The 23939-nt window shown below is 34.5% G+C and carries 21 protein-coding genes and 1 pseudogene; 5 read left to right on the top strand and 17 right to left on the bottom strand.

Features of this window, described 5'->3' with window-relative positions; genetic code table 11:
• The 10 genes from CW751_RS02345 to CW751_RS02305 form a co-directional block, all read right to left on the bottom strand.
• A complete protein-coding gene (locus CW751_RS02345) occupies positions 1 to 1299 on the bottom strand; it encodes a murein hydrolase activator EnvC family protein (RefSeq protein WP_165779193.1) in 1299 nt (432 codons plus the stop codon).
• Positions 1292 to 3106, bottom strand: a complete 1815-nt coding sequence (locus tag CW751_RS02340; RefSeq protein ID WP_133122102.1) for a DUF4292 domain-containing protein — start codon at positions 3104 to 3106, stop codon at positions 1292 to 1294. Before CW751_RS02340 ends, CW751_RS02345 begins: the two co-directional genes overlap by 8 nt.
• Positions 3103 to 3606 (bottom strand): tetratricopeptide repeat protein, encoded by a 504-nt coding sequence (locus CW751_RS02335; RefSeq protein WP_101333335.1) that lies wholly within the window; start codon positions 3604 to 3606, stop codon positions 3103 to 3105. Before CW751_RS02335 ends, CW751_RS02340 begins: the two co-directional genes overlap by 4 nt.
• Positions 3561 to 3818 (bottom strand): hypothetical protein, encoded by a 258-nt coding sequence (locus CW751_RS15305; RefSeq protein ID WP_133122101.1) that lies wholly within the window; start codon positions 3816 to 3818, stop codon positions 3561 to 3563. The genes CW751_RS02335 and CW751_RS15305 overlap by 46 nt, the downstream gene beginning before the upstream one ends.
• 3 nt (positions 3819 to 3821) lie before the next feature.
• Positions 3822 to 4832 (bottom strand): sugar phosphate nucleotidyltransferase, encoded by a 1011-nt coding sequence (locus CW751_RS02330; protein ID WP_101333334.1) that lies wholly within the window; start codon positions 4830 to 4832, stop codon positions 3822 to 3824.
• Positions 4833 to 4835: 3 nt separating this feature from the next.
• Entirely contained in the window at positions 4836 to 5270 is a 435-nt protein-coding gene (gene dut / locus CW751_RS02325) for a dUTP diphosphatase (protein WP_101333333.1), read from the bottom strand.
• Between the two features lie 211 nt (positions 5271 to 5481).
• Positions 5482 to 6702, bottom strand: coding sequence for a polysaccharide biosynthesis C-terminal domain-containing protein (locus CW751_RS02320; protein WP_101333332.1), 1221 nt, complete (start codon positions 6700 to 6702; stop codon positions 5482 to 5484).
• Positions 6696 to 6959 (bottom strand): lipopolysaccharide biosynthesis protein, encoded by a 264-nt coding sequence (locus CW751_RS02315; protein WP_101333331.1) that lies wholly within the window; start codon positions 6957 to 6959, stop codon positions 6696 to 6698. Before CW751_RS02315 ends, CW751_RS02320 begins: the two co-directional genes overlap by 7 nt.
• A gap of 134 nt (positions 6960 to 7093) precedes the next feature.
• A complete protein-coding gene (locus CW751_RS02310) occupies positions 7094 to 7972 on the bottom strand; it encodes a universal stress protein (protein WP_133122100.1) in 879 nt (292 codons plus the stop codon).
• 16 nt (positions 7973 to 7988) lie between these two features.
• Positions 7989 to 9638 carry a BCCT family transporter gene (locus CW751_RS02305; protein WP_101333329.1) on the bottom strand — a complete coding sequence of 550 codons (1650 nt, stop codon included), beginning with the start codon at positions 9636 to 9638 and terminating at the stop codon, positions 7989 to 7991.
• A 230-nt stretch (positions 9639 to 9868) separates the two neighbouring features.
• On the opposite strand from CW751_RS02305, the gene CW751_RS02300 reads away from it, so the two are divergent.
• Positions 9869 to 12721, top strand: a complete 2853-nt coding sequence (locus CW751_RS02300; protein WP_101333328.1) for a PD-(D/E)XK nuclease family protein — start codon at positions 9869 to 9871, stop codon at positions 12719 to 12721.
• A gap of 94 nt (positions 12722 to 12815) precedes the next feature.
• Here CW751_RS02300 and CW751_RS02295 read toward each other — a convergent pair whose 3' ends face one another.
• From CW751_RS02295 to CW751_RS02280, 4 genes are all read right to left on the bottom strand, one after another.
• Positions 12816 to 13694, bottom strand: a complete 879-nt coding sequence (locus CW751_RS02295) for a pirin family protein (RefSeq protein ID WP_101333327.1) — start codon at positions 13692 to 13694, stop codon at positions 12816 to 12818.
• A gap of 136 nt (positions 13695 to 13830) precedes the next feature.
• A complete protein-coding gene (locus CW751_RS02290; protein ID WP_101333525.1) occupies positions 13831 to 14415 on the bottom strand; it encodes a Crp/Fnr family transcriptional regulator in 585 nt (194 codons plus the stop codon).
• A gap of 348 nt (positions 14416 to 14763) precedes the next feature.
• Complete coding sequence (locus tag CW751_RS02285) at positions 14764 to 17508, bottom strand: T9SS type B sorting domain-containing protein (RefSeq protein ID WP_101333326.1); 2745 nt, start codon at positions 17506 to 17508, stop codon at positions 14764 to 14766.
• 1 nt (position 17509) lies between these two features.
• A complete protein-coding gene (locus CW751_RS02280) occupies positions 17510 to 17878 on the bottom strand; it encodes a hypothetical protein (RefSeq protein WP_101333325.1) in 369 nt (122 codons plus the stop codon).
• A gap of 453 nt (positions 17879 to 18331) precedes the next feature.
• Here CW751_RS02280 and CW751_RS02275 point away from each other — a divergent pair.
• The 3 genes and pseudogenes from CW751_RS02275 to CW751_RS02265 all read left to right on the top strand — a co-directional run bounded on the left by CW751_RS02275 (position 18332) and on the right by CW751_RS02265 (position 21036).
• Positions 18332 to 19500: pseudogene (locus tag CW751_RS02275) on the top strand (sigma-54-dependent transcriptional regulator).
• Positions 19501 to 19548: 48 nt separating this feature from the next.
• Entirely contained in the window at positions 19549 to 20172 is a 624-nt protein-coding gene (gene pth / locus CW751_RS02270; RefSeq protein WP_240612519.1) for an aminoacyl-tRNA hydrolase, read from the top strand.
• Positions 20173 to 20175: 3 nt separating this feature from the next.
• Positions 20176 to 21036, top strand: coding sequence for a fructosamine kinase family protein (locus tag CW751_RS02265; RefSeq protein ID WP_101333324.1), 861 nt, complete (start codon positions 20176 to 20178; stop codon positions 21034 to 21036).
• Between the two features lie 50 nt (positions 21037 to 21086).
• Here the strand turns inward: CW751_RS02265 and CW751_RS02260 are convergent, their stop codons facing one another.
• From CW751_RS02260 to CW751_RS02250, 3 genes are all read right to left on the bottom strand, one after another.
• Positions 21087 to 21527, bottom strand: a complete 441-nt coding sequence (locus CW751_RS02260; RefSeq protein WP_240612518.1) for a DoxX family protein — start codon at positions 21525 to 21527, stop codon at positions 21087 to 21089.
• 81 nt (positions 21528 to 21608) lie between these two features.
• Entirely contained in the window at positions 21609 to 21929 is a 321-nt protein-coding gene (locus CW751_RS15630) for a hypothetical protein (protein ID WP_240612517.1), read from the bottom strand.
• A 347-nt stretch (positions 21930 to 22276) separates the two neighbouring features.
• Positions 22277 to 22753: a GNAT family N-acetyltransferase gene (locus tag CW751_RS02250; RefSeq protein ID WP_101333323.1), complete on the bottom strand. Its 477-nt coding sequence runs from the start codon at positions 22751 to 22753 to the stop codon at positions 22277 to 22279.
• A gap of 217 nt (positions 22754 to 22970) precedes the next feature.
• Here CW751_RS02250 and ric point away from each other — a divergent pair, with 217 nt between their 5' ends.
• Positions 22971 to 23924, top strand: coding sequence for an iron-sulfur cluster repair di-iron protein (ric, locus tag CW751_RS02245; protein WP_240612516.1), 954 nt, complete (start codon positions 22971 to 22973; stop codon positions 23922 to 23924).
• The last annotated feature ends 15 nt before the right edge of the window (positions 23925 to 23939 follow it).

Below are 23939 nucleotides of genomic sequence, written 5' to 3'. Positions count from 1 at the left end.
TTATTTGGCAATCCACAGGTTTGGATTCAATTGATTCACACCGCTTCCTTTAACATGATGCACTTCAAAATGCGCAACAGAAATATCACCTGATGGATTAGGTAATAGTGATCCGATAGGTGTTTTAGTATCTACTGTGCTTCCTTTTGTGACGTATACATCACGCAAATTAGAGTAAACTGTTCTATAATCACCATGTTTAATGATTACTACCTTTCCTGCTCCAGGGATATTAATAACACTGGTTACTTCCCCTTTAAAGATCGCCAAAACATTCGCATTTTTTGGTGTACTAATATCAACTCCATTGTTTTGCGTGTACACATTTGGCAAGGAAGGGTGTTTATTTTTACCATAGTTTTGTGTTATTGTGCCTTTTTCAACAGGCCAGGGTAGCTTCCCTTTATTGGCTGCAAAACTTTCTCCAATTAACGTACTTTCAGCTGTTAATGAAAAAGATTCTTCCTTTTTTGCTTCTTCAACCGTAGGTGTGTTTGCAGCCTTTCTAGCCTCCTCTGCTTTTCTTCTTGCTTCTGCTTCTCTACGTGCTTTCTCTAATCTAGCTTTTTCAGCTGCAATTTCTCTTTTTATGGCAGCTGCAATTTCATTCTTCAACCGAGTTTTTGCTTTTTCTTGTTGTGCCAATTCTTTCAACAACTCCTCCTCCTGTTCCTTGAAACGTTGATAGACTTTTTCTTTTTCGCGTTTAGTTTTAATAATTTCGGCGCGTTCACTTTTCTTTTGTGCTGCTAGCTTTTCTTGTTCTTTCTTTTCTTGATTTAACGATTTGATTTCTTCTTCTAAAAGCGCTGTATTTTGCTTTATTAAGCGCATCTGCTTTTTTTGAATTTCAGTAAGTTTCTCAAGATATAATTTTCTTTTCAAGGCTTCCTCAACAGATTTAGCACTAAAAATAAACATCAAATCTCCATACTTGTTTCTTTTCTTATAAGCATAGAGTAGCAATTTCGCGTATTGCTTCTTTAAACGTTCAATTTCGGCATTTAACTCTTGAATACGCCCTTTCTTTTGCTCAACTTTCAACTCGGAAGAACGAATTTGGTTGTCAATATTTCTCAATAAACGTTCACGATATTCAACTTGTTTTTCAATTAAATGCACCTCATCAAGAGAAAGCCGGGTGTTTTTCTTTGATTTTTCTAGTAAAGTTTTAGTAGTAGCTATTTGTTTCTCGAGTGCAGATTGTTCTTTTTTTAAACGCTGCGAACCTGTCTGCGACCACAATGGAAATGAAGCAGAACACAACAAAATAAAAAACAAAACTAAACCTTTATTCACACCGATCATATCTTTTAGGTATTGCTAAATATAATACTCTTGGATCATTTACACTTGTTTTATTATATTTAAAATCAATAAATAACTCATCATTTGGTGTATCTACTTTGATATCTCCTTCTGTTGGAATATTGAAACCATTTACCAATTCTCGTCCATAATAATTAATGGTAATTGATGTGGTATCTTTAGGACTATCAATGATGGTTTTCCGAAGGGTTCTGGTATCGTTGCTCAGGAAATAGCGTATAATAAAATCTTCACTGTCTTGTCTTCGAATTCTTCTTTTTGAAGTAGATGAAATCACATAATTATATGGGTCTTTAACTTGATTGTACGCTATTTCATCATCCCATGCAATTGGCATTCCTAAAATAAGTTCTTCAATATTTTCATGCTTAAAGTCTACACCAAAGGTTGTCTTTAAATACTCCATTCCTTCTTTCATGTAACAATTGTTTCTTTTATCTACCATCGTTAAGGTATCTGGTGTAACCATTGTATTATAAATAGGAATTCTAGCAAAAGTAATTAAAGCATGTAAAGCACTATCTGAGCGCATTCTGATAGATGTCTTAAAAGAAACGTTGTATTTACTATCAGAATATTTTGAGCTCAATTTTGTATAAAAGTGATCTGGTCTATTTTCAGAAAGACTGTCTAGCCGGCTAATTAACAACTCTTCCTTAACTTTTGGAAGTTTGATAGCATTTTCTTCGTGTAAATCTTTCGATCTTCCACATGAAGCCAACGTTACAATTGCAATAAATATCAATATGCTTTTAATAGTACTTTGGAGCATAATATTTTTTTCTTTAATTTTTTGAGATAGATTCTTATTTCTCGATTCCAAAACCATAGCTTCTTCCCAAGCCTCTATAGCTTTATCAATAGCTCCTTTTCTAAAGTACAAGTCGCCCAGTAAGTCAAATATTTCAGCATTATTGAAAGTAGCCTTCACTCCTTCATTTAACAGAGAAATACCAAAATCATAATTTTTAGAATGTAAACTTAGGTATCCATGAGCTAAAAAATAGTTGCGATCTTGGTCTGGATTTTTCAACTCGGATAGCAGGTTTTCTGCAACTTCAGTTGCGATATTTGCTTTACTTAACTCAAGTGCATAAGTAGAATATACAGCTGACTTGTTTTTCGCTTTATTCAATGCCGACTCGAATGCAATAATCCCTTTTTTATATTCTTTTTTTGCAAAATAGATTTCTCCCTTTCGCATATCATATAATGCTCCTGCCTGTCTATCATCTAAGATATAGAGTTCACCTGCTGCGAGCAATTCTATAGCCTCATTTAATTTTTTGGCATATATCGCTCCTTTTGCTGCATCAAAATATAGCCTAGGCATTGTAGGAAAAAATTCAAGCGCTTTTTTTGCATCCTCGAAAAGCACAGCGTAATCCCAATATGTTGAGGCTATATTAAGCGCCAAACGCCAGGCATGATAATTTTCTTTATTGGCATTTGCTGCTTTTCGGGCTATTTCTAAAGCTTTTTTGGTTTGCTGATTTTCAATTAAAATAAGCACGTGATTCTTCGCCACTTCAAAGTCCTTGGAATGTTTATCATAAATTAATTGTGATGCTTTAAGTAAAGATTCATTTTTACCAGTATAAATTTCTGATAAGCGTTCGAAAACAACTAGCTTTTCTTGTAAAGGCAAGGTTTCACTATCAAGTAATTTCATTGCAAGCGTCGTATAATCCGCATACCTTTCCTCCTCAAACATTTGATTAGCCAAGAGAAACTGGCTTGAGCTATTATTTGGATCTGAATGATTGAGTTCATTCAATATTTTTTTGCTTTTCCCTCCTCTCCTTGTTGTTTGTAGAAAGCAACTATTTTATCAAGCACCTCTTGATTCGATGGGAATTCATCTTTTAACTGAAGTAATGCTTCTTCTGCTTTTTGATGGTTTTTTAACTCCATATACAAGTCTGCCTTCATCATCATTAACTCAGGAACTGTTCCGGCTTGGTCTTGCAATTTTGTAAGCTGTTTAATCGCTTGTTCGTATTGTTTGTTATAGATCAGCACTTTACTATATCCATATATAAAATCAAGATTCCGTGGTTCTTTTTTACACAGTTTTCTAAAAAGCACTTCTGCCTCTTCAAAATTTGTTTTTTCTGCTTGCATAAATGCCAATTCTTGTAAGTAAATGACATTACTGGTGTCTATTCCAAAAGCGTTTTGATAAAAATTAAGTGCTTCACCAATTTTATTTTCCTCTTTTGCTATTTCAGCTAACGCAAAATAAACAGCATCATCATTTTTTTCTGATCTAAACATTTTCTAAAAATTGTTTTAGCTTCTTCAAAATTTCCAGCCATTTTTTCACGTACACCTTGATGAAAAAGCTCGATGTAAGGAAAATCTTTAGAAGACAAGGCTTTGATGTCATCTAACGCTTCATTTTTAAGATCATCATTTCTATTCTTCTGTGCAAGAACGCCAACAAAAGAAGAGAAAACAAAAAATGATATGGCTAGAAACAATTTCATTTATCAATATGTGATTTTTGTATAATCTCCGATGCTTAAATCATACGGAGTTGCAGAAACATCAACGTGATTTCCAATCATTGAATCCTTTAAGTGAAGTGTTTTTAGTTGTGTTTCGCCTTGAATAATAGTGTTTTTTATTATACTATCGGCAACAGTGCTATTCGCTCCTACAGAAACATGAGGTCCTAAAATTGAATTTTCTACAACAACATTTTCGCCAATAAAGCATGGAGGTATGATAATACTGTTTTTAATTTTTGCTGAGTTTGCAACTAAGTCTTTATTTTTTTCTTTATCAAACTCAAGTACGCGTTGATTTGCATTAACAGTAACAACCTTGTTTCCACAATCTAACCATTCGGTAACCTTACCTGGCTTGAAAATCTTCCCTTTTTCTGTTAATCTACGCAAGGCATCCGGTAGTTGATATTCTCCTCCTTTTATGATGTTGTTCTCTATCAAATAATCTAATTCTACTTTTAAATCTGCAGCTTCTTTAAAGTAATAGATTCCAATCATTGCTAGATCAGAGACAAACGTTTTAGGTTTTTCAACAAAGTCAACGATTTCATCTTTTTCATTCATCTTGATAACACCAAAGGCACTTGGATCGTCTATTTGTTTCACCCACAAAATTCCATCATCGTTCGGGTCAATTTTAAAATCAGCCTTAAATAAGGTATCTGCAAAAGCGACAACAACTGGACCTTCTAATTTATCTTGAGCACACATAACTGCATGTGCAGTTCCTAGCGGTTCAGTTTGATGGTAAATACTTCCTTTAGCACCCAAACTTTCAGCCACTTGGATCAATTCTTTTTCAACTTCCTTTCCAAAATCGCCAATCACGAAAGCTATTTCTTCAATAGGCTCACTGCAAACCGCAGCAATATCTTCAACTAGACGGTGGACGATTGGTTTACCACCAACAGGGACTAAAGGTTTAGGAACGGTTAGTGTGTGTGGTCTTAGGCGAGATCCTCTTCCCGCCATTGGTACGATTATTTTCATGATTTATTTTTTTCCTGTACTTCCAAAACCACCTGCTCCACGGTCAGTTTCAGAAAGTTTTTCGGTTAATTCAAATTCTGCTTGTTCTACTTTTGAGAATACCAATTGAGCTATACGATCTCCATCTTCAATAACGAAAGGTTCTTGCGATAAATTCACTAAAATAACACCTATCTCACCGCGATAGTCAGCATCTATTGTGCCAGGACTATTCAGTACTGTAATGCCATGCTTGATTGCTAAACCACTTCTCGGCCGAACCTGTGCTTCATATCCTTCAGGAATTTCAAGAAACAAACCTGTTTTCACAATATTTCTCTCTAAAGATTGGAGTGTAAAAGGCTCACTAATATTTGCACGTAAGTCGACTCCTGCAGAAGCATTCGTTTCATACTTGGGCAAATCGTGTTTAGAACGATTAATGATATTTACTTTCATTATTGTTTATTTATTGGTAATTCATCGTGAAAAAAATTGCAATTCATTTTTCCACAATCTACAAAAGTAACTTTTTTTGGCTAGATTTCATGGGCTAATTCCTGATTTATCTTTAAAGAAACGTTATTGTTTGTTATTTTAAAATAGTGGGTAAAAAAAGCAATAATTTAATTTTACTTAAAATAGAATAACGGAGATTTGAACCTACCCCTTATCGCTTTGATACACTTGGTTTTTCAAGCCAATAAACTAAGCCAATGTAGAGTAAAATAACAAAATTATGAAGTAGAATTTGTGTAATTCCTGGAGAGATATCAACCCAGTTTAACAACAAATACACTGCAATAGCGACGCTACTATACAATGCAAACTTTCGGAGATTATAGGGAATTGGATAATGCTTTTGTCCCAACCAATAAGAGGCAATCATTTGTCCACCATAAACAATAAACGTTGCCCAAGCACATGCCATATAACCGTAAATAGGAATAAAAATAAAGTTCAGTGTAAGTGTTAAAACAGCTCCTCCAGTAGCGATAAAAGCACCGTATTTAGTTTGACCACTTAGCTTGTACCAAATGCTTTGATTAATATAAATACCAGAAAAAACATTAGCCAAAAGAAGTATTGGAACTATTTTTAATCCTTCCCAATAACTTGAGTTAGGAATAAAATATTTAAAAATATCCAGATTTAAGGCGACACCTAAAAAACATACAAATACAGCTGCTACAAAGTAGTTCATAACTTTTACGTAAGTATTATTCCTATCCTTACTCTTAGCTTGCGCAAAAAAGAAAGGTTCTGCGGCATATCGATAAGCTTGTAATAAAATTGTAACCAACATTGCAAGTTTATAGCTCGCACTATAAATCCCCACTTGAGATTCTGCAAAAGTTAAAGCGGCTTCGCTGGTCATTTCGGTGGTTGCTTGTTTAAATGTAAGGTGTTTTAAAAGTATTCGATCTACAGTTTCATTAATTATAAAAGCAAAACCTGCTAATGCAAGCGGAAAACTGTATTTCACCATACTTCTCACTAGTCGTGTGTCCCAATTCCACTTCAATTGAAGAAAGTCTTTATACAGCACCAAAGGTTTAACGAGTGAAGCCGCAAGGTTGGCTATTAAAATAAATCGCACACCAACTTCAGCATTTTGTGTTGCAGGTTGAAAAACGATGAGCATAAAAATAAGATTGAGTCCAATATTTATTCCTATTCCTAATAATTGAACGAAAGCAAACTTTTTCGCATTCTCTTCAGCTCTAAGTTTGGCTAAAGGAAGTGCAGATGTTGCATCTATTACAACTATAATCCCCAAAAGAACTATGTACTCTGGGTTATTAGGAAAAAGCAATTTTTCAGCAATAAACCCATTGAACAAGATGACCAATGTTAGAAAAATAAGATTGACAACAATTAAGCTTAACATTGAGTTCCGAAAGATTTTATCTTTTTTTCGGGTTGGTCTGAAAGAAATTTAAAGAAAGCTGTTTCCATACCAAAGGTCAACAGTACCATTAAGAAAGCAATCCAAGCATAAAGTTCGGATATTACACCGTAATCTGAGGTATGTGCAAAGACTGACACATAAAGAGGAACAAGTAAATAATTCAACAATCGACCTACAATACTTGAAAGTCCGTAGATTGCGGTTTGCCCTGCTAATTTTTTTAATGGATTACTCATTCGGTCATAAACTAAGCGCTAAGATAAATGGAATCTTTTAAAATGAGATTTATTGTTGTATTTGTTTAACTCAAAACATAGTGAATACCTCATTAGGTGAGTATTTTTATGACGTTTTAAACAAAAATCAAAACTTAGTTGATTACCAACAAAGGCATTTTTCTATTGCGTATAAGCAAATCATTCGTAACACTACCTATAAAAAGTGATGTGATTTTATTTCCTCCTCTTGCAGACACAACAATAATGTCAAAATCATTTTCATCAGCATGTTTTTCAATTGCTTCCACAATGGAGAATTCTTTCCTATCCATGAAGTTAAATTTAACTTCGGCGGTATTGGTGTATCTTTTTTTAAAGTGCTTCACCTTTTCATTCAATTGTTTTTCGGTTTTATCAATCGCTTTCTCGGTATTGATATACGGAAAAAAGAATGAGGAGATTGTATAAACATGTAAAGCTTCGATTTCACCTTGAGAGCTTTCAACTAGGGTTTGTGTAACCTCAAAGGAATTGGCTGAATCTGCACTGAAATCAGTAGGTACTAGCACCCTTTTGAGTTGATGTTTGGTTTTTTCTGGAACCAATAGCACGTTAGTGTTCAACATACGTACAAGTTTCTGATTCAATGCTCCAGTTCCTTGAAGTTCATTTTTATTACCCGAAAGAACAAGATCTATTTTATATTCTTTGGACAAATGCGTTAATATACTTTCGGTGTAATCATCAGAGGTTAGAACCAAAGAATGTGGAACTTCGGCAGTATAATTCGAAGCAATAGATTTGTGCAATTCTTTTTCTATAATTTTTTCAATGGAAATATCTTCATCTAAAAAACTATCCTTTAAGCCCTCAAGTTTATACTGTTTAATATTATGACAGAAATAAATATGTTCTACATTCCAAACTTCTGATAAAAAACTAACATATTTAAGCAGGATGGCATCCATTTCAGTAAGATCCATTGCTACCATCAATTTTAATTTAGATTTTAAATCGTTTCTTCTAGCCATTCTTCTTTTCTTTGTTTTATTCGTTGTTGTCTTTAGATTGATTGGAATGATCACCTCTTTCTTCGCGATCTTTATTCACCAATTGGAGAATATTTTTTCGATAATCTTCTTTTTCTATCAACTTTTCTTTTCGCTGTTTTTTCTCGTAATCTTCTTTTATCCCAGAATACAACGAGAAACACATCATAACCAGCAAAATTGCAAAGGGCAATCCTGAGATGGTGACGACAGTTTGTAAGGCATTTAATCCGCCACCGTACATTAAAACAGCGGCAATTACACCTGTGGAAGCTGCCCAAATAACCCTTTGATACTTTGGTGTTTTGAGTTTCCCTCCAGATGTGATACTGTCCACAACGAGCGCCCCAGAATCTGCAGATGTGATGATAAAACTACTGATTAGAATCACCCCTAAGACTTTTAACAACATAGCAAAAGGAAACTTGTCAAAAAACACATACAGCGCAGTAGATATATTTTCACCAACCGCTGCAACCATAGCTGTATCGCCTAATAAAATATCTCTCATCGTTGTACCACCAAACGCGCTAAACCATAAAAATGTAACTAACGCAGGCAGAATTAAAACACCCAATATAAATTCTTTAATGGTACGTCCTTTTGAAACACGTGCGATAAAAGTTCCAACAAATGGGGACCAAGAAATCCACCAACCCCAATACATAATTGTTCTGGTTTTTTGCCAATCTGTTCCTCTCAATGATTCTGTCCAAGTTGACATATCAATAAAATTGACCAAATAACTCCCTATGTTTTGAATATACGCACTTAGAATAAAAGTTGTTGGCCCTAAAATTAAAACGAGAAAGAAAATAGCCGAAGCCACACGAACATTTAATTTACTAAGCATTTGAACTCCTTTATTGACACCACTAAATGCTGATATTGTTCCTGCTAAGGTAACGGCGATAATAATTACCACTTGATAAAATAATGAACTTGGAATACCAAAAACATGGGTTAACCCAGAATTAATTTGACCAACACCAAAACCAATGGTAGTTGCTAATCCGAACAAGGTTGTAATAACTGCCATGATGTCGATTAAATTTCCCATCCAACCGTAAATTTTATTTCCCAAGATTGGATAAAAAACCGACCGTAGGGTTAATGGCATTTTACGGTTAAAAGTAAAGTATGCTAAAGACAAACCAACAACTGAATAAATAGCCCATCCATGAATTCCATGATGTAAAAACGAAAAATTAATTGCTTCCTGTGCAATGAGCACTGGGTCTTCACCAGCTAATCGAGGTGGATTTAAAAAATCACGTACAGGATCGGCAATACTAAATAGCACTAAACCATTTCCAATTCCGGCACTAAACAGCATGGCAAACCAAGCCCATCGACTAAATTCAGGTTTTGCTTTTTGGCCTCCTATTCGTATTGATCCGAATTTACTAAACGCCATGTACAAACAAAAAACGATAAATAGATTAACTGCCAAGGTATAAATCCAACCACCGTGTTCAGAAACATAAGTTTGTGCAATTCCAAAATAATGATCTGCTTGTTCTTCAAAAAAAAGTGTAAAGCCCACACTAAATATAACAACACCTACAACCGCAAAAAAAACAGTTCTGTTTACAACTAATCCTAAAAACTTTGAAGTATTTTCTTTTCTTTCAACTTTTATTGACATCTATAATTTTATTTAAATTAGTACTTTAGCTTTCCAAAGTGGACTATTTTCCTTTAAAATTGGGCGCCATAAAATATTACTTTAAGATGTTTTAATCAAGCTTTAACTCAATAAAATTATTTTATCCTGCTCGTTTGAATATTTACATTTTAATTGGCTTTAAATTTATATCTTTTTCTTATTTTTCAGAAAGCGTAATTCTTACCATAATATTTTACAAAAAATAAAACATGAGTCATTTCATCGACCGCATAGCCCAACATATTTTTGAAGAACAACTTCCACTTGAGCATTTAACCATAATTCTACCTTCTCAAAGGGCTAAGAAATATTTGCAACGTGCTTTATTTCAAGTTTACGACCAGCCTATTTTCTCTCCAAAGATCATTACGATGAATCGGTGGGTGCAAGAACTATCTCCATATCCAATTATTGACCCAACTCGTGCTTTATTTAAGCTGTACGATATTCATTTAAAAGTCGATAAAGAAGAACCGCAGTCTTTAGATGAATTTTTTAAATGGGGAAAAACTTTATTAAGTGATTTTGATGAAATGGATCGCTACCTTATTGATAGTAAGGACCTGTTCAAGAATTTAGCTGACATCAAAGATATTGAAAATTGGAGTTTTGATACCGAAGAGGAACTCACCGAAGGTCAAGTACGTTTTATGCGATTCTGGGATTTGCTGGCTGATTATTACCAGCATTTCAATGAAAAACTAAAAGATGATGGTGAATGTTATATGGGAATGGCGTATAGAAATTTAGCTACCCAAATTGATCTCGCTTTTGAAGAAGATAAAGCAACACAATTCATTTTTGCCGGATTTAACGCACTTTCTCCTGCCGAAATTTCAATTATGAAACAATTGAAAAATATGGGGAAAGCTGAAATATTTGTTGATGCAGATGAATATTATCTCAACGACAATAATCATGAAGCAGGTCAATTTATACGCGATTTATTTACTGAATTGAATGTAAAAAAACTTCCTTTTGTTGTTGATAAAATAGGAAAGGAAAGAAAGAAAATTGACATCATTAATTGTGCTCAACCAACAGGACAAGCAAAAGTAAGCGCAACTATTTTACATCAAGGTATACCAAACAATGAACTATCAGAAACTTTACTTTTATTAGCCGATGAAAAGTTAGTGGTTCCTGTAATGAAAAACATTCCTAAGAATGTTGGAGATACCAATATTACGCTGGGTTTACCTTTAAAAAACACGGCTATAAAGTCTTGGGTCGACATACTTTTTACCGTACAAGAACATTTTCAGCAATTCAACTCTAAGCAAATTTATCATAAAGATTTTGTGCGTTTCATCAAACATCCATTTATAATTGGGTTTTGTACAGACGAAGAGCTGAAAGCAATTACAAAAGTGGAACAAACAATTTTGTCTAAGAATTGGACATTTATATTTCCAAAACAATTGAAGCTTGGCGAGCGCATTTCCAAATTGATTAATCTATTTTTTACACCTTGGAACGAAGCTGGAAAAGAATATTCTTTAACACAAATCCGTACATTAAACCAATTGATTTATCAGGGTTTAAACAACGATAAAAACGCAATAGAACGTTCTATACTTTATCATTTTGACCGTTCTTTGGTAAAGTTAGTTTCCGTTTTGGAAGAATTTAAGGCAGATTTACGCCTAGGTACTTTTAAATCTTTATTTAATCAACATTGGATTAACGAAAGCATTGCTTATTACGGAAATCCATTAGACGGTTTGCAAGTGATGGGATTATTGGAAACACGTTTAATCGACTTCAAGAACATGATTGTTGTTGGGTTAAACGATGGGAGTATGCCACCTACAAATCCGATTCAGACCATTATTCCAATGGATTTAAGGCGTTATCACAATCTGCCAACTCCCAGAGAGAAACAAGGTTTGTTTGCGCATCACTTTTATCGCTTATTGCACCATGTTGAAAACTGTTGGATCACGTATTCATCTTCTGATCGAGAAATGGGTGGTGTGGACGAGCCTTCTCGTTACATAATGCAGTTACAATTGGAACTTTCGCGGGTCAATCCTTTAATCGAATTCAATACTTACGATTATACGATTTCCAATGAAGAAGAGGAAAGCGAATTATTGACCATTCCAAAAACAGATGCGGTATTGCAACGATTAGACGAATATTTTAAACGAAGAACATCCGCTTCAGCAATAAAGACAGCATTGCGTTGTCCAATGGATTTCTATTACAAATATCTACTCGGATTTGGAGAAGAAGACAAAGTAGAAGAAGAAATTGAGGCCAGTACTTTTGGAGATTTTATTCACAATACCTTAGAAACTTTATACGAAGACTTTGCACAATTCAATTCAGACGGAGCAAAACGAGAAAATCACAAATCATTATCTGCAATTGATGTCAACCAAATGCGCAAAAAACAGAAAGATGTGATGAAAAAGCATTTTTATGATTTCTTTAATTATTCGCCTAATCAAAACATCGAAGGGAAAAATTATTTGAGTCTAGAAATTGCGCAGCATCTTACCGATCGATTTTTAAAGCAAGAAGAAAAAGAATTAAAAGACAAAGACGGTCATTTATTCATTGTGAGTTTAGAAATGAAGTTACAATCTACTTTAAAACTCAATGTTCACGGAGAAGAAAAAGAAGTGAATTTCATAGGTTTTATCGATAGAATAGATGATTTTAATGGAAAAAAGCGCATTATTGATTACAAATCGGGGAAATGTACCCAACAAGATGTTAAACTGACAAAAATAACTTCGAAAGCAAAGACAGAAGAAGATGTTGTTGAAGAGTTCATTAAGAAATTAAAAAATAGCAAGTATGTTTTTCAAATGTTGGTTTACAACATGCTTTTCTATGATAAATTTGGATATTATCCAGAAAAAGTGGGCATTATTTCTATGGTAAATCTCTACGACGGTCCATTTTATTTAGACAATCAAATGACTGAAACAAATGAGGAATTAATGGACTTATTTAAAAAGACATTAACGAAAATCGTAAGTGATTTGTATGATACAGAGGTAGACTTTGAACATGATACAAAGAGTGATTATTGCGGATATTGTGAATAGGGCTTTTCAATGATGATTGATCACATTTTTTATCACGTAGAACCAAATTGCAGTGTGGTTCTACGTGTTTATTAAAAATCCTACACAAAAAAATTCAATCTTTCAATTCTCCAAATTTACCATTTTTAAAATCTTCAAACGCTTGAACTAATTCTTCTCGTGAATTCATTACAAAAGGACCATGTGCAGCGATTGGCTCTTCAATCGGCTCACCACTAATCACCAAAACAAGCGCATCTTCAGTAGCTTCGACATCAAAGGTTTCGCCTTTATTCGCCATCAACGCTAAATGATCTGTTGGAATCTCATGTGTTTGATTGATCTTAATATTACCTTCCAAAACCAATAAAGCCGTATTATAATGTTCAGGAAAATCGAAGCTAGCTTTTCCGTCTTTTTTGAGTTTTGCATTGAACATATTTATAGGTGTAAATGTTGAAGCTGGTCCTTGGACTGCTTCATACTCCCCTGCAATTACCTCAATGGTTCCAGCATCATTTGGCAATTGATATCGTTCAATTTCCTCTTTTTTGATGGCTTGATATTTTGGAGCACTCATTTTATCCTTTTTTGGTAAATTCACCCATAACTGGACCATTTGAAAGTCGCCACCTTGTTTACTCCATTCTTTTTCGTGATACTCTTTATGTAAAACGCCACTTGCAGCTGTCATCCACTGGATATCTCCTTCGCCAATTACACCTCCGCCCCCACTGCTATCATGGTGGGCTACTCTCCCCTTGTATGCAATTGTAACAGTTTCAAATCCTCTATGCGGATGAACACCAATACCTCTTGGCGTGTTTGTAGCAGGAAAATAATACTTTGAATTATAATCCATCATAATAAACGGATTCATTCTTTCCATGCTTAAGCGGCTTACACCTGGGATATAATTATGTACACGAAATCCATCTCCAACAAAATGTGGTGGTTTCGGTTGCGCTATGTATTCTACTTCTTTCTTTTTCATATCTAGTTTTTAAACAAAATTACATGAAACAAAAATATTATGCATTGATGTATGGTAAGAACCAACCCCATCGTTAGATTTATGGAAATATATTTGTAATGATATTAGTGTGGATATAACCTGACTAAATGCTAATTTATGTTTTATTTGTCAATTCTCTGCGCACACGACTTAAACTTTCTGGGGTTATTCCTAGATAAGAGGCTATCATACTTTGTGGGACACGTTGAAGTATATTTGGATACATACTTACAAACTTCAAATAACGTTCTTCTGCCGTGGCACTCAATAATAAATTGATTCTTTGCTGGAGATGACGAATATGATTATGCAACAAACGACTATTAAAACGTACAAAATTCGGGGCTTTTTGTGCGATTCTTTGTAGGAGTTCATCATCAATGATTACCACTTGACTATCTTCCAGCGCTTGAATGTTGTAAGCGGATGGTTCGTTGAAGAAAACACTCTCTCGATCAGTAACGAGCCAACCCTCTGGCGCAAAAGAAATAATATGTTCTTTTCCCTTGTCATCAGTAGAAAATTGTCTTAGCAAACCTTTCTCTACAAAAAAAGTATGTTTACAATGTGCATTCGCACGTAACAAAAAGTCATCTTTATGCACGATACTGTGTCGGCTTTTTTTAAGAATTGCATCAATTTTTGATTCATCAATTTTCAGATGCAACAATAAGAACTTTTTAAAATAATTGTGGGCCATAATCATAGTATTTGTAGTAACAATCTAACTAAAGACAATATAGACAGATAAATATAACGAATTTATCCCGAACTATTTCACCATTCTAAATCTTTAAACAGGTATCATTCAGTAAAACCCAACACTAAAATGTGACAGGAGAAGTTTCAAGGCGCTTAATTTTGGATATTACCATCATTTATGAGGTTTTGATTTTGTTAGATTAAGCGTTACGGGTTCCTTGAAATTTGCATTTTCATACTGAATTAATGATCCTAAAAAAACAACCTCCAAAAAAATGAATTCTTGGAGGTAATTTAATATGAATGCGTCATCAGTAAATATGACAACTATAAATCTATCAAATGTTTATTCGGTACCTCTTAAAAGATGAACAAAACCGTGTTCTTCCTTACTTTCACCACCAGCACCTTCTATTATAAACTTGTAAAAATAAGTTCCGTCATTACATTCTGTTCCATTGTTATCAACAGTACCATCCCATTGAAAGTTAGGATTATCACTCTCAAAAACAACATTCCCCCATCTGTTCAAAATAACGATTTCAAAAGAGGTTGTATTACTTGCGTTTACTGTAAAGAAATCATTAACACCATCACCATTTGGAGTAAATGAATTTACCATATCATATTCAACTGGTAAAAACACATCTATTAATTGAGTGGCCTCATCAGTACAAGCTCCTTCCGTAATAGTTAGAACAACAGTATATACACCTTCATCAGGATAGTTTGAATATTGAGTACTCAGGTCATTTACTATATTTCCATCACCATTTCCAAAATCCCAATCATATTGTGATGCTGGATCGGAGGTATTCGTAAAAATAACATCTAAAGGCGCAGGACCTTGTGTTGGTGTAGCCGTGAAAGAAGCTTCTGGCGGCGGATTTTGTTCTAATAGGATACTATCTCTTACTGTACATACATCGTCTTTAATACGGAAATAATACCACCCAGCCGCTTTATCTGGCCAAGCTGTAGATTGGGTGTTAGACGGATTTTCTGCCCCAGGACCACGCCAATTATAATCAGGTGTGCCCGTAAAGCCACTTCCGAATCCTAAAACGGCTCCGTTTTCTAAACCACAATCTGCCGGAAATTGATTTAAAGAATCAATAGACAAAGTTTGATTCATGGTTATTGATGCTGTATCCCGATGCGAAATTCCACATTCGTCTGTTACTGTAATGACGTATTCCGTATATCCATTTTCGAGCACACTATAATATGCAACTGAATCTTGTTGACCATCCTGCCATTCAATTTGAAATGGAGGTACAGTTCCATCTACTTCAACCCACAATGGAATACTGTCATTAAAACAATAAGCTGAAGTGTCTAATGTAGAAATGTTTATTACTGTATCTTGTACGTGAAGTTGAACGATAGTATCGTAAAAACAACCAAAGTCATCTTCAACATTAAATGTGTAGAAATAATCCCCAATTCCATCTGGCTCTATTACAATTAAAGTATCATTCGTTGTGTCCGAAACTATAGTAGGGTCTTGAGACCAATATGCATCTGTAATAGTATTTTGATAGAATTCATTGTCTGGAAATAAAGAAGGGTCAAAATATAATCCCCATTCAAAGATGTAACCGTCATCACCTCCCCAACTATCTCTAATATTCAAAGTCCAGTTACCATTTAGTGGACAACCTGCAAAACCAATATACGAATCTTCTGGTGCATAGATTCCGTTTGGATCCATCGTACCCAATGTATTTTGTGAAGGTGCAGTTGGAGGTAAAGGAATTGTATTGGTTAGGTATTCAGAGGCAAAATCTCCCCAGTTATTATTTACTGAAGAAAAACAATATTCATATCCATTTCCTGGACCCGATCCTCCTGAAACATCAGGTTCTCCTAAAAACCTTCCTCCTCCACCAAAACCACCCGGAATATAACCTGCTGATTGAGTTGAAGAGTTAAAGATGGTTACTTCTGTTCCATTTGGACAAGTTAACCACATTTCTAAATCTCCTAAAAAACTGTGTTCCATATCCACACACATCTCTACGAGGTCTCCAGCATTTGCAAACGTTGCTCCAGCAGGAAAACCAGACATATTAATTGTAGTGGAATAAGTAACTCCTGAACCGTCTGGTAAATAAGTTTCACCAGCCACAGAACCTCCTAATTGGAAACTACCCTCATTTGTGCTCACACCAACTGTATCAGCACTTGTTACCCCACCGAATAACTCCGTACTTCCTGAAAAACAAACCGTATCTTCAATTGGTCCAGTACCCGCAAATGTTGGCGTTATACTGGTTCTTATCTTAAATTTTATTGTTTCATTCGAAGGGTAGCTATCTGTAATTCTTAGGTACCCGATAAACCCACCTTCGTTATTTGGATTAAACCATATACTGTCATTGTTAGGTCCAAGAGTTCCATCCGTGAACTCCCATAAATAATCAACATTGTTTATGTTCTGTGAGTAACCTTCATTCGTATTCTCAAAAGAATAAGGAAAGATTGGTTTAGCTACTAATAGTACTGAATCACCTTGACAAATATCTACATAACCTGTATCCAGAGGAAACATATCATTTCCAGGCGTTCCATTTATAAATGCTTCAACGTGCATTTCTATGTCTTGGGGTGGTGAGAAACAAAGAATATTTGCGTCCCATCCAGTTCCATTATTTGCACCGTCTGAAACAAACTCAAATGTTAAACATCCTGAGGTATTCGCCCAAGATGCAGTTCCTGTAAAACCTGTACCAATAGTTCCATTGTTTAATGCAGCTATTCGCGGAGAACTTGTATTAGGTCCATCATAAACGAATAAAGTATCGCTCCCGTGAACATCCCAAGTAAAGCCAGGACTATTTCCAAAAAAGGCCCTTATTTTGGGATCGCCAGAGTTGTCTGGACAAATAGTAATTGTTTCTGTTGTTCCTGGAGAATAATCACCGCTTGTACCACCATCATCAAAGAAGTTAGCAACAGAGGCATCATTGAATACCGAACAATCAATCGGATTGGATTGATCAAAATCTGCATCTTGTATGTTAATGGTTTGTCCAAATAACAATGTCCAAGAAAACAGAACAGCAAAAATCGTAATTAGTATCTTCATTTTATTTAATTTTTAATATGAGATTTTTAGGACGAACGACAACAATTTTATTGCTTCCTTCGAATTTAAAATATTGATAACGATTAATTAAATCTATACCTAAGCTAATGTAGGTATGTTCTTTAGTAGGGTCTTTATCAAGCACACCATCAAATTTAATTTCCTTCCCTTCACCTTCTTTAAAATCTCCAATAGAAATACCTACATCAAGTGCATGATTAATAATCGCATATTCTTCAGGATTACTTTCTTCTATCTTTGTGAGTTCCTCAGAAGTATAACGCGTCAATAACCGCGCATCATGATTCGTTTGAGCGAAGCTATAAGAAGCAAGGCTAAACAGTGTTATAACAATAAAATTCTTCAACATATTATATCTTTTTAAGTGAGACGGAGCAACTCAACATAAAGTTGCATTAACTTAAAAAAAATTAAACATAATTTGATAGAGTTGTTAATTTTTAAAAACGGTCTGTTGAAGCAAATAACTTAAAAACAAATACATACAAATTAAATTCCATGTTAATTAACATTTGGTAAAATAAGGCATAGAGAAGGATTGAGTAATGTAACAATTACAAAGAGCCTTTTTATAATTTGAATAAAATCATCAGGTTTGGAATTTCAAAAATCATCAAATGCATAGAACGATACTTAAATATGTGCATATATATAAACAAGTACGGAAAAACAATAAGATCATTCACATTTTAATGAACAGATGGTGACAAATCCTAAAAGAGAACCTTCAAAAATAAATTAGACATTTGTTTAGAACTAAAATGCTTAAACTTTATTATTTTTGGATATTAAAATAATTTCCATGGGCAAGATATTAGTCATAGATGATGAAAAAAGTATTCGCAGAGCTCTCAAAGAAATATTTGAGTTTGAGGATTATGAAGTAGATGAAGCAGAAGATGGGAAGGAAGGTTTAACAAAAGCCACTTCACAATATTACGATGTTATATTTTGCGACATTAAAATGCCTAAAATGGACGGTATGGAAGTGTTAACCGCTCTTCAAAAAGAAAAAGTTGAAAGTCCTGTAATCATGATATCAGGTCATGGAAATATTGAAACTGCGGTAGAATCTATCAAGCTAGGTGCATTCGATTTTATTGAGAAACCGCTGGATTTGAATCGTATTTTGGTTACCATTAGAAATGCGAGTGAAAAAAACAACTTAGTCGAAGAGAAGAAAAATTTAAAAAAGACGGTTCAACGTTTTAAGGGCTCTTCAATTATTGGTGAAACTGATGCAATTATTCAAATCAAAGAAATGATTGAAAAAGTAGGGCCAAGTGAAGCGCGTGTTTTGGTTACAGGAGAAAATGGAACAGGTAAAGAGTTAGTAGCACGTTCGCTTCACGACAATAGTCCTCGAAAAGACGAAGCTTTTATTGAGGTTAACTGTGCTGCTATACCTGCAGAGTTAATAGAAAGTGAGCTTTTTGGACATGAAAAAGGTGCATTTACCTCTGCTGTAAAGCAAAAAAAGGGAAATTTGAATTGGCTAAAAAAGGAACCTTGTTTTTAGATGAAATTGGCGACATGAGCGCATCAGCTCAAGCAAAAGTGTTGCGGGCTTTGCAAGAAAACGTAATTCAACGCGTAGGAGGCGAAAAAAACATCAAGGTCAATCCACGCATTATAGCTGCTACAAATAAGAACTTAAGAAAGGAAATTGAGGAAGGAAATTTTAGAGAGGATTTATATCACCGATTAAGCGTAATATTAATTCATGTACCTACTTTAAATGACCGTACGGATGATATTCCCATGCTAGCTGATCATTTTTTAACCATGACTTGTGCGGAACATGGAATACCGAGAAAAAAATTCACAGAAGATGCCTTAGAAGCACTAAAAAACACAAATTGGAGCGGAAATATTCGTGAGCTAAGAAACATCATTGAACGCATGGTGATTTTATGTGATGAAGAAATTACGGGATTTGATGTAAATACTTTTTCAAATCCACGCGCTTAAAACCGAAGTTCAAGATATAAATAAGATTAATTTACATATATCAAAAAAATGTTTTTTAAATCATTATTCAGTAAACGAAAAGAAACTGAAGATAATATTCCAAGCGAAATGAAATATTTAATAGTGGGATTAGGAAATCCAGGTGCTAAATATGAAAACACTCGACACAACATTGGCTTTAAAGTCGTGGAAGCATTTGCTAAAGAACGAGAAGCCAACTTCGAAACGTTAAAACTTGGAGAAGTTGCTAAAGCAAAGTGGAAAGGTAGACAACTTATTTTATTGAAACCATCAACCTTTATGAACCTCAGCGGAAAAGCAGTAAACTACTACTTACAAAAGGAGAAAATTAAAATAGAAAACTTATTGGTTATTACCGATGATTTGGCGCTACCATACGGTAAGTTGCGTATGAAAGGAAAAGGCAGTGATGGCGGTCATAATGGTTTAAAAGACATTCAGGCTGTTTTAAACACCAATAAATACGCACGTTTACGTTTCGGTGTTGGTAGTGAATTTAGCAAAGGGAAACAAGTTGATTATGTGTTAGGAGAATGGAATGATGAAGAACGTTTACAGATTGAAGAACGCATAAAAACAGCAACGGAATTTATTAAAGGATTCAGCACTATAGGGTTAAACCAAACCATGTCAAATTGGAATAACAAATAATTCATGAACATTAATTGGGATCAAATTCAACAAGGAGGCAACTTTGATGAACGTCCTGAGTTTTTACGTCAACTTCATGGTGGAGATATTAATGACGTTTATTTGATTAAAGCAGATCAGGCTTTGTGGGTTGTTAAGCAAAACGTTAAACATCAATATCCTAAAATGTTGGAAAAGGAATTTCATGCTATGGAGTTCCTAAATAAAAAAAGTCCACTTACCACGCCTCTTATGCACTCGCATTTTTCAGATGAAAAGTATCAATACCTTTTAATGGAATATATTGAAGAAGGCAGGACTACTCATGATGCCCAGGAAAGATTAGGTATTCAATTAGCACAGCAACATAAAATAAGTAATAGCTGTTACGGCTGGACAGAAGACAATTATATTGGAAGTCTTAAGCAAATCAACACTCAGAAAAGTACATGGTCCGATTTTTATGCTGAAGAAAGAATCCTTTATTTATCAAAAAAGGCGTTTGATTTAAAGCTTCTTATTCAATCTGATATCAAAAAATTAGAAAACTTTTGTTCCAAATTAAACGAAATCATTCCCGTGGAAAAACCAGCATTATTGCATGGAGATTTATGGGGTGGTAATTATTTTATATCTATTAAAAATGATCCAGTGATATACGATCCTGCCATATATTTTGGACATAGAGAAATGGATATTGCGATGACAAAACTTTTTGGAGGATTTTCTTCTGCTTTCTATGAAGGATACCAAGCTACTTTTCCATTGTCACATAACTGGAAAGATCGAATGGCATTCCTCCAATTATACCCAAATCTAGTTCATTTAATATTATTTGGAACAGGATATAAACCAGCTATTGATAGCGTTATTAAACAATTCTAAACTACCTAACTCACAGTATAAATGTGTTGTTCAAGGCATTTCAGCAAACCCTATACATACAAATAAGCCCAATACATCAACACGAACTGCAAAGGCAACCTCAAATAGGCAATCCATCTATTTTTGCTTTGTTTTTCCTTCATGCGTTTGGCCATGTAAATATTGGCAGGAAAAACGAAAATAAGCAGAAGTATAATTCCAAAAGCAGCATAAAAACGTGATTGATCGAAAAGCAGTCCAACGCCCAATATGATTTCAATAATCCCAGATAACAAAACCATCGTTTTATGCGCTGGAATATAAGGCGGCATTATTTTTAAGTAGGTTTTCGGCGTAACGAAATGCATTATTCCTGCGAGAATGTATATAGCCGACATGATGTAGAGTCCAGTTTCTTGCATTGATATGGTTTTATTTAAATTGTGAAGTACAATATAATCAAAGCGATGAAAACTAGCAATAATTTCAATTAGAAGGTATGAATTCTTCATATTGAATCTGTTTGAATTAAAACAACTATTGATGTGGGATTCATACCTCATTCAATAGCATATTACGAATAAACTTGACCTCTACCGTTCCAAAATATTTACTTTTTCTACAAAGCGTTGACTTTTATCTGTATCATTTTTGGTGAACAAACTAATACTCACATAAAGTACCAAAGAAATGGAAATTCCAATGATCGCTTGTTCTACCGAGGCTATTTCCCATAAAGTTGGGAGTGGAATGCCAAGTGCCACTAGTAAATTGTAGGTAGAAAATACGATTCCAAATAGCATGGAGATAAATGCAGCTTTGCTCGTTCCTCTGATCCATAGAAAGCCAAAAACCAAAGGAATAAATGCACCTGTGGTGAGGAAATCTGAACCTATCCACGAGATTTGTAACACAGATTTTATACGTAAGGCAAATAACAACGCCAATAAAACAATGGTTTCTTATTCCTTTGGCAAAAACGAGCATCAAAGCTGTGGCAACAAGCACAGGTACACCGTAAATCCAAAAGGAGTTTAAACCGTTTTGATGTGCATGATCTACCACGTCAATTGCCGAACCACCGCCCCACCAAGAAGCGATAAATGTAATGGAAAGCAACCAAGCGGGGAGTTTTCTAGATGCCAAAAAGAAGTCTTCGCTGCTTTTACTTTTTCGGTTAAAAATCCCAACAATTATCATCGTTAGAACGTAAAGCAAAAGAAACAATAAGGTGATACTATTGCGCGACATTGACCGAAAATTAATTGTTGCACTCTTCTGTATTAAAACGCATGTTTAATAATTCAGGCTCAAATCCAAATTTTCTATAGGACTTTAAAGCGCTTTCGTTTTTGGCGTAAACATCAAGTACAATTTCTGTAATATTATGGTTCTTTGCCCAATCAATAAGTGCCTGAATAATTTGTCCATTTACGCCTTTACCGCGAAATTCAGGTACCACGAACATAAATCCTAAATAGGCATGATATCTTTCCTTTTTTGTGGGTTTTGACTTTTCAATTGAGGCATAACCAGAAGCGATGAGTCTACCCTCTTTTTCAGCTACCAAAAAACAAGCGTATTCATCCTCAATCAAATCTTCTAAGGGATAATATTCTATCGGGTCAGGCTTGAGATTGGGTGCAAAAGGACGTTCATATTCTATGACTGCTTGTTCAAAGGATTCTAAGATGGGTAAATCTTTTAAATTGGCACGTCTGATAAGAATATCCTGCATAATTATAGTTTGATTTTCGTTGACTTAAACATAGTAAATTATTATTAATTGTTGATCATTTTAATTAACATTTTCATCATTTATTATATTCTAACAGCGGCTCTTTATCCTTAAGAAACAGTAAAACTGACAAAAGTCATACGACAATAAAAGATAATAATGTCTTTATTTTAAAAATCCTTACGTAGATTTGTTCTAAATAATAAAAATAGTTGTTATGGAAACTTTAGATGTTACGAAAATAGAACCACAATTCAAGCACTCAACCATCTTTCAAAGATTTGAGAATTTAGCAGAAAATACTCATTTCATTATTCACAATGATCACGACCCAATGCCATTGTATTATCAAATGCAAGCGGAGTTAGGAAAAGTCTTTACATGGGAATATATCCTACAAGGTCCTGAAATTTGGGAAGTGAAAATCACCAAAATTCCACGTCAAGAAGAAGAGGAAGACACCTCTACGATTGGTGAGTTAGTGGTTGAAGATTTCAGAAAAGCAGAGGTTTTTAGAAAACACGGTTTAGATTTTTGTTGTGGCGGAAAAAGATCTGTTCAAGCCGCATGTGAGAAGCGTGGCGTAGATTACAAAGTAGTGAAAGCAGATTTAGACGCTTTAGATAGAGATCAAGGCAGTTCAATGGAAAACTTTAACGAATGGGAACTCGATTTTCTTTGTGATTTCATTGTAAACAAACATCATAAATATGTCTCAGATGCGATTCCGATGTTGTTGGAATACAGTGCAAAAGTAGCACGCGTTCACGGAGAAGCACATCCTGAAACAATCGATATTGCACATTATTTCAAAAATGTAGCAGATGAATTAATGAGTCACATGCCAAAAGAGGAAAATGTATTGTTCCCTTACATCAAGGAATTGGTAGCAGCCAAAAAAGCAGGTAAAAAAGTTGAAAAACCATCATTTGGAACAATTGTTAATCCAATAAATATGATGGAGGCTGAGCACCTTGAAGCTGGAGATGATATGGAAAAAATTCACGACTTAAGTGATGTTTACCAACCACCAGCAAGTGCGTGTAATACTTACCGAGTACTTTATGGTAAGCTGGCCGAATTTGAAAAAGATTTACACCAACACATTCATTTAGAGAATAATATTCTGTTCAAAAAAGCAATTGAGCTTGAGAAAGAAGTGATGGCGTAAGTTATAGAAAGAGAA

The sequence above is a fragment of the Brumimicrobium salinarum genome (assembly GCF_002844555.1).
Classification (GTDB): Bacteria; Bacteroidota; Bacteroidia; order Flavobacteriales_D; family Crocinitomicaceae; genus Brumimicrobium; species Brumimicrobium salinarum.
The sequence above is the reverse complement of the archived record's forward strand: the minus strand, read 5'-3'. Positions and strand labels throughout refer to the sequence as shown.